The organism is Leucobacter sp. PH1c (assembly GCF_000633415.1).
Lineage (GTDB): Bacteria > Actinomycetota > Actinomycetes > Actinomycetales > Microbacteriaceae > Leucobacter.
Genome location: NZ_AYMV01000005.1, coordinates 48089 through 54533, shown reverse-complemented (window position 1 = coordinate 54533; position 6445 = coordinate 48089). Strand labels below are relative to the sequence as shown.

7 protein-coding genes are annotated in these 6445 nt (G+C 72.5%); 2 read left to right on the top strand and 5 right to left on the bottom strand.

What is annotated here, in order from left to right:
• Positions 1-61 precede the first annotated feature (61 nt).
• The 3 genes from U874_RS0101620 to U874_RS0101610 are packed head-to-tail and all read right to left on the bottom strand — an operon-like array spanning position 62 to position 2057.
• On the bottom strand, positions 62-775 hold the full coding sequence (locus tag U874_RS0101620) for a hypothetical protein (protein ID WP_025132803.1): 714 nt from the start codon (positions 773-775) through the stop codon (positions 62-64).
• Positions 772-1695: an ABC transporter ATP-binding protein gene (locus U874_RS0101615; protein ID WP_025132802.1), complete on the bottom strand. Its 924-nt coding sequence runs from the start codon at positions 1693-1695 to the stop codon at positions 772-774. Before U874_RS0101615 ends, U874_RS0101620 begins: the two co-directional genes overlap by 4 nt.
• A complete protein-coding gene (locus U874_RS0101610; protein ID WP_025132801.1) occupies positions 1692-2057 on the bottom strand; it encodes a GntR family transcriptional regulator in 366 nt (121 codons plus the stop codon). Before U874_RS0101610 ends, U874_RS0101615 begins: the two co-directional genes overlap by 4 nt.
• Before the next feature lie 158 nt (positions 2058-2215).
• Here U874_RS0101610 and U874_RS0101605 point away from each other — a divergent pair, with 158 nt between their 5' ends.
• Complete coding sequence (locus U874_RS0101605) at positions 2216-3091, top strand: siderophore-interacting protein (protein ID WP_025132800.1); 876 nt, start codon at positions 2216-2218, stop codon at positions 3089-3091.
• 132 nt (positions 3092-3223) lie between these two features.
• The gene (locus U874_RS0101600; protein ID WP_051582755.1) at positions 3224-4564 is read left to right on the top strand and encodes a glutamate decarboxylase; all 1341 of its coding nucleotides are present in this window, start codon (positions 3224-3226) and stop codon (positions 4562-4564) included.
• Here U874_RS0101600 and U874_RS0101595 read toward each other — a convergent pair.
• Together U874_RS0101595 and U874_RS0101590 are read right to left on the bottom strand one after the other, a co-directional pair.
• Positions 4561-5670: a HAMP domain-containing sensor histidine kinase gene (locus U874_RS0101595; protein WP_025132798.1), complete on the bottom strand. Its 1110-nt coding sequence runs from the start codon at positions 5668-5670 to the stop codon at positions 4561-4563. The genes U874_RS0101600 and U874_RS0101595 overlap by 4 nt on opposite strands.
• On the bottom strand, positions 5667-6341 hold the full coding sequence (locus U874_RS0101590; RefSeq protein WP_025132797.1) for a response regulator transcription factor: 675 nt from the start codon (positions 6339-6341) through the stop codon (positions 5667-5669). Before U874_RS0101590 ends, U874_RS0101595 begins: the two co-directional genes overlap by 4 nt.
• Between the last annotated feature and the right edge of the window lie 104 nt (positions 6342-6445).

Genomic DNA, 6445 nt, shown 5'->3' with positions numbered 1-6445 from the left:
GATCGCACTCGCCTGAGTGCTGTGCGGGCCGGCGGCCCGCGGACCGGGCCGCGGACCCGCGCTACCGCACCGAGGCCCGGCGCATCGCGAACCAGGTGCCCACGAGGGCGAGCAGGATCGCGATGGCGGCGGCGAGCGCGAGGCCCCCGCGGGTGATCCCCGCGAAGATCTCCCCGAGGTTCGGGGCGAGGATCAGCACGAGCAGCGCGAGCGCGAGGCCGAGCAGCAGGCCGAGGACGCCTGGGCCCTTCGAGCCGAAGCGCACCCACACGGCACCGAAGAGCCCGCCGACTGTCAGGCAGAACAGCACTCCGACGAAGCCCGTCACAGCCAGGATCAGCGGATTCCCCGAACCCACCGCGTACGTGTCGAGCACGTACGTGTGCGAGAACCAGTGCCCGGTGAGCAGCTCGAGGCCGAGCAGCACCACGAGCAGCACCGCCACGTAGGCCGCCTGCAGCGCGTTCGAGAGCATCGTGCCGAGGATGAAGTTGCGGCGGGTCGTGCCGAGGGCGAGCGCGAAGGGGTAGGTCGTCGCGACCGCCTGCACCCCGTAGTAGACGAGGAAGCCGGGGAGCGACCAGACCACGCCCATGTTCATCCGCGCGCCGTCGACGTAGTCGGCGCTGCCGATCTCGACGCCCGTCGCCCGCTGGATCGCGAGCGCGATGATGATCGACACCACCAGCACGATCGCGAGGATCGCCGCGGGCACGGTGAGGAAGCTGTCCAGCTTGTTGAGGTGCAGCCGGGTGACCTTGAGCACGCGGTTCATGCGCGGTGTCCTTCCGTGCGGAGCGAGGGGGTGGGATCCGCCGCGGCCTCGTCGCCCACGCCGTAGGCGGCGACGAGATCCTGCAGCGACACGGGGCTGAGCTCGAGCCCGGCCTCGGCGGCTGCGGCTCGGGTCTCGGGGGTGAGCGCCTCATCGACGACCGCCGAGGCGAGCCCGCCGATGCCGCGCCGGGAGAGCAGCGGCCGGCCGGCGAGGAAGGCGTCGAGCGCGGCCGCGCGGCCGGCCACCTGGAAGGCGCCGCCGCGCAGCTCCTCGACGTCCGCGTGGCGCACCACGCGGCCCTGGTCGAGCACGATGACGCGCTCCAGCAGCCGGTCCATCTCGTCGATCAGGTGCGTGGAGAGGATGATCGTGCGGGGGTGGGCCACGTAGTCGCTCAGCAGCTCGTCGTAGAAGATGGCCCGCGCCGTGGCGTCGAGGCCGAGGTAGGGCTCGTCGAAGAACGTGATCGGGGCGCGCGAAGCGAGGCCGAGCACGATCCCGAGCGCGGAGAGCTGGCCGCGAGAAAACTTCTTGACGATGGGCTTGCTCGGGATCCGGAAGGCCTCGATGAGCCGATCGGCGAGCTCCTGCGACCAGTTCGGGTAGAAGATCGCGGCCGCCCGGATGGCGTGCTTCAGCTTGTAGTCGTCGGGGTAGCGCTGGTTGTCGCGCACGAAGCACAGCTGCTCGAGGGTCTCGGCCCGCTCGAACGGGTCGTGCCCCGCGACGCGGAGCGTGCCGGAGCTCGGGCGATCCTGGGCCGTGAGGAGCGACATGAGGGTCGTCTTCCCGGCGCCGTTGCGGCCGAGCAGGCCCGTGATGGTGTTCGCCCGGATGTCGAGCGTGACCCCGTCGAGCGCCACGGCGCCGCGGTAGCGACGGCTGAGCTCGCGGGTCTCGATGGCGATGTCGGTCATGAGGTCGGTTCCCCCTTCTCGGAGATGATGCGGATCAGTTCGTCGGTGGTGAGGCCCAGCGAGCGGGCCTCCGTGAGGAGCGGGTCGATAAACCGCTCGGTGAAGTCGCGCTGGCGCTCCGCCTGGATCTGCTCGCGCGCGCCGGGGGCGACGAACATGCCGATCCCGCGCCGCTTCTCGAGCACCCCCTGCTCCACGAGGAGCCCGAGGGCCTTCCCCGCGGTGGCCGGATTGATGCGGAGGTGCGCTGCGAGCTCGTTCGTCGAGGGCACCTGCTCCCCCGCGGCGTAGACCCCGCGCAGCACCTCGTCGGCGATGCGGTCGGCCAGCTGCAGAAAGATCGGCCGGGTGTCGTCGAACACGCCCCCTCCTTCCCTGGTTCATTACTTCACTAATGAACCTAAGCACCGGAGCGGGCCTTGTCAAGCGGACGCAATCATCAGATGATTGATCCGGGGCTCGGAATCGGCCACGTCCCCGCGGCCGGACCCCCGTATTCGCACGAGATCAGGAGCGCTTCATGCCCGCGCAGAACATCACGGTCAGCCACGCAGACTCGGGGCTCGTCACGGCCCAGGTCACCCGGGCCGAGCGTCTCTCGCCCGGCTTCGTGCGGGTCACGATCGCGGGCGAAGAGCTCGCGGCGTGGCGCCACCTTGGCTTCGACCAGTGGTTCCGGCTCGCCATCCCCGTCGCGGGCGAGGCCACCCGCTTCGACCGGATGTCCGAGCGCTTCGACATGCGCGGCTACCTCCGCTACCTCACGCTGCCGAAGGCGACCCGGCCCGCGATCCGCAACTACACCGTGCGCGAGTTCCGGGCGGACGCGCGCGAGCTGGACATCGACTTCGTGATCCACGGCGGCGCGGCTCCGGGCAGTGCGGCTCCGGGCGGCGCGGACCCCGACGGTTCCCGGCACGATGCGGCCGGACACGACGGCGGGATCGCCGGCCCCTGGGCCGCGACCCTCCCGCTCGGCGCGCGCGTCGCGCTGATCGACCAGGGCTGCGGCTTCGCCGCGCCGGGCGAGCCGGCGCCGCGCGTCCTCCTCGCGGGCGACGAGAGTGCGCTCCCTGCCGTCGCCGGGATCCTCCGCGACCTTCCCGCGGACGCGACGGGCGACGCGATCGTCGAGGTGCCGGATTCCGCCGACCGGCAGGAGCTCGCGCACCCCGCCGGTGTACGCGTGCACTGGCTCGACCGCGCGGCGGAGCCCGCCGCGCGTCCAGGCGCCGCGGCCCTCCGAGCGCTCCGCGAGCTCGACGCCCCGGCCCCGCACCGCGCCTTCGTCGCGGGCGAGCAGCAGCTCGCGAGCGGCGGCCGGAAGCACCTCGTCGGCGCACTCGGGGTGCCCCGCGAGGCCGTCACCTTCTGCGGATACTGGCGGCAGAAGTAGGGCCCGCGCACCCTCCCGGAATTGTGCCGCGCGGGCTATCGTGAGGGGAGGGCGCTGCCGTCCCGGCCCGCCCACCGTCGCGCAAAGGAGCCAGCCGTGACCGCAGCCGACCGCCCCGTTCCCCTGCACCCCATGCACCGGCGCCCGGGGGACCCGGCCTCCGTCGCCCGGCACCGCATCCCCGAGCAGGGCATGGACCCGCTCACCGCCTTCCACGCGGTGCGCGACGAGACGATGCTCGACGGGAACGCCCGCCTGAACCTCGCCACCTTCGTCACCACGTGGATGGAGGAGGAGGCCTCCGAGCTGTACCGGGAGGCCTTCGACAAGAACATGATCGACAAGGACGAGTACCCGCAGACGGCGGCGATCGAGCAGCGCTGCCAGCGGATCATCGCGGACCTCTGGCACGCGCCGGATCCGGAGGCTGCCCCCGCGACCTCGACCGTGGGGTCGAGCGAGGCCTGCATGCTCGCGGGGATCGCCCTCAAGCGGCGCTGGCAGCACCGGCGAGAGGCGGCGGGCGCCGACACCGCGCGGCCGAACCTCGTGATGTCGAGCGCCGTGCAGGTGTGCTGGGAGAAGTTCTGCAACTACTTCGAGGTGGAGCCGCGCTTCGTCCCGGTGAGCGACGCACACCCCATGCTCGACGGCAGCGCCCTCGATGCGGTGGTCGATGAGCGCACGATCGGGGTCGTGGGCATCCTGGGCGTGACGTACACGGGCGCGTACGAGCCGATTGCCGATCTCGCGGCCGCCCTCGACGCGATCGAGGCCGCGCGCGGACTCGACATCCCGATCCACGTCGACGCGGCCTCCGGCGGGATGGTGGCACCGTTCATCCAGCCCGAGCTGGAGTGGGACTTCCGGCTGCCCCGCGTGGCCTCGATCAACACCTCGGGCCACAAGTACGGCCTCGTCTACCCGGGCCTCGGCTGGGTGGTCTGGCGCGACGCGGAGGCGCTGCCCGAGTCGATGATCTTCCGGGTGAGCTACCTCGGCGGCGAGACGCCCACCCTCGCGCTCAACTTCTCACGGCCCGGCGCGCAGGTCCTGCTGCAGTTCTACCTGTTCCTGCGCCTCGGCCGCTCCGGCTACGCCGACGTGCAGGCCGAATCGCAGCGCATCGCGCTCCACCTCTCGGGCGCGATCGGGGCCATGCCGGCCTTCGAGCTCGTGAGCGACGGGTCGACGATCCCGGTGTTCGCGTGGCGGCTGCGGGACGGCCATACGGAGAACTGGACGCTCTTCGACCTCTCCGACCGGCTGCGGATGCGCGGCTGGCTCGTCCCGGCATACCCCATGCCCGACGATCTCTCGGCGCAGACCGTGCAGCGGATCGTGGTGCGCAACGGTCTCACGATGGACCTCGCCGATGCCTTGCTCGACGCGATCCGCGAAGAGACCGCCTACCTGGAGGCGCTCACGAGCCCGCTGCCGCACCCGACCGCGCACCCGGCGTTCAGCCACTAGGCGGCCGGGAGGCGCACCACGACGCGGAGACCGCCGCCGGGGCGCGGAGCGAGCTCGAGCGCGCCGCAGTGCGCCCGCACGATGCTCTCGGCGATGGCGAGGCCGAGGCCCACGCCGTGCGCGGCGCCGGGCGGGCCGCCGCGGGTGCGCGCCGCCCCGCGCTGGAACGGCTCTGTGAGCGTGCGCACGAGCTCGGGGTCGAGCACCGGCCCCGTGTTCTCGACCCGGATCTCCACCGTGCCCGCGGGCGGGCGGGCTCCCGCCGCGCCCGCCGCCGTCTCGACGCGCACCTCGCCGCCGCTCGGCAGGTTGTGCACGATCGCGTTGTGCACGAGGTTCGTCACGAGCTGCCCGAGCAGGGCGGGAGACCCGCTCGCGTGGACGACGGGTCCGTCGATGCGCACGGCGACCCCGTGCCCCTCCGCGAGGCCGAGCAGCGTCTCGCCGGCCTCCTCGGCGACGAGCGAGAGGTCGACGGGCTCGGGCGTGACGGAGCGGTGCCCGCTTCGGCTGAGGAGCAGCAGGGCCTCGGTCAGCTCGATCGCCCGCTCGTTCACGGCGGAGAGCCGTTCGACGAGCGCGTCGGCGTCGAGATCGGGATCGCGCCGCGCCACCTCGAGCGTGGTGCGGGTGATCGCGAGCGGCGTGCGCAGCTCGTGCGACGCGTTCGCGGCGAAGCGCTGCTGCTCGGCCAGGTGCTCCTGGAGCTGCGCGAGCATCGCGTCGAAGCTGTCGGCCAGCTCGCGGAACTCGTCGCCCGGGCCGGGGAGCGCGACGCGCACGTCGAGATCGCCCGCACCGGCCGCGCGGGCGACGGCCGTGATCCGGTCGAGCGGGGCGAGCATGCGCCCGGCGAGGAGCCACCCGCCGACGACCGCGAGGAGCAGGAGGAAGCCGAGCGCCCAGGCCGCAGCGGGGAGGAACGCGCGCACGAGATCGTCGCGCCCCGGCATGAAGCCGTCCGGGATCCAGGCCGCCTCCTGCGGCACGTAGCGGAGGAGGAACGCCCAGACCACCGCGAGGAGCAGCACGCCGGAGACCATGAGGAACCCGACGTAGCTGAGCGTGAGCTTCAGCCGGGCGCTCAGCCCCGGAGCCCGCGTCACGCGGGGGCCTCGCCCGTGTCGATGCGGTAGCCCACGCCGGGCACGGTCGCGATCACTCCCGGCTCGCCGAGGCGCTTCCGGAGCGCGGAGACGGTGATGCGCACGGCGTTCGTGAACGGGTCGGCGTTCTCGTCCCACGCCCGCTCAAGCAGCTGCTCGGCGCTCACGATGCCGCCCTCGGCGGCGACGAGCACCTCGAGCACGGCGAACTGCTTGCGGGTGAGGGCGATGTACTTCCCCTCCCGGAAGACCTCGCGGCGGAACGGGTCGACGCGCAGGCCCGCGAGCTCGCGCACGGGCGGCCGGTGGTGCGCGCGCCGCCGATCGAGCGCGCGCAGCCGCAGCACGAGCTCCTGCAGCGCGAACGGTTTCGTGAGGTAGTCGTCGGCGCCCAGCTCGAAGCCGGAGGCCTTGTCGTCGAGCCGGTCGGCCGCGGTGAGCATGAGGATCGGCATGCCGGAGCCGGAGGCGACGATGCGCTGCGCGATCTCATCCCCGGAGGGGCCGGGGATGTCGCGGTCGAGCACCGCGAGGTCGTACTCCGTGATGCTCAGGAGTTCGAGCGCGGTGTCGCCGTCGCCGGCGATGTCGGCGGCGATCGCTTCGAGGCGCAGGCCATCGCGGATCGCCTCGGCCAGGGCGGGTTCGTCCTCCACGAGCAGCACGCGCATGGCTCCATGGTACGAGGGCGCGCATATCGCGGGCGTATCGAAATCCGGGCGGCCCCGGGAGACCTGAACTACACAGGTGTAATTTCCATCCACAGACCTGTCCC

Excerpts from the sequence above, each read along its gene's own strand:
- U874_RS0101590 (WP_025132797.1), bottom strand. The coding sequence starts at position 6,341 with ATGCGCGTGCTGCTCGTGGAGGACGAACCCGCCCTGGCCGAGGCGATC.
- U874_RS0101605 (WP_025132800.1), top strand. The coding sequence starts at position 2,216 with ATGCCCGCGCAGAACATCACGGTCAGCCACGCAGACTCGGGGCTCGTC.
- U874_RS0101615 (WP_025132802.1), bottom strand. The coding sequence starts at position 1,695 with ATGACCGACATCGCCATCGAGACCCGCGAGCTCAGCCGTCGCTACCGC.
- U874_RS0101600 (WP_051582755.1), top strand. The coding sequence starts at position 3,224 with ATGCACCGGCGCCCGGGGGACCCGGCCTCCGTCGCCCGGCACCGCATC.
- U874_RS0101620 (WP_025132803.1), bottom strand. The coding sequence starts at position 775 with ATGAACCGCGTGCTCAAGGTCACCCGGCTGCACCTCAACAAGCTGGAC.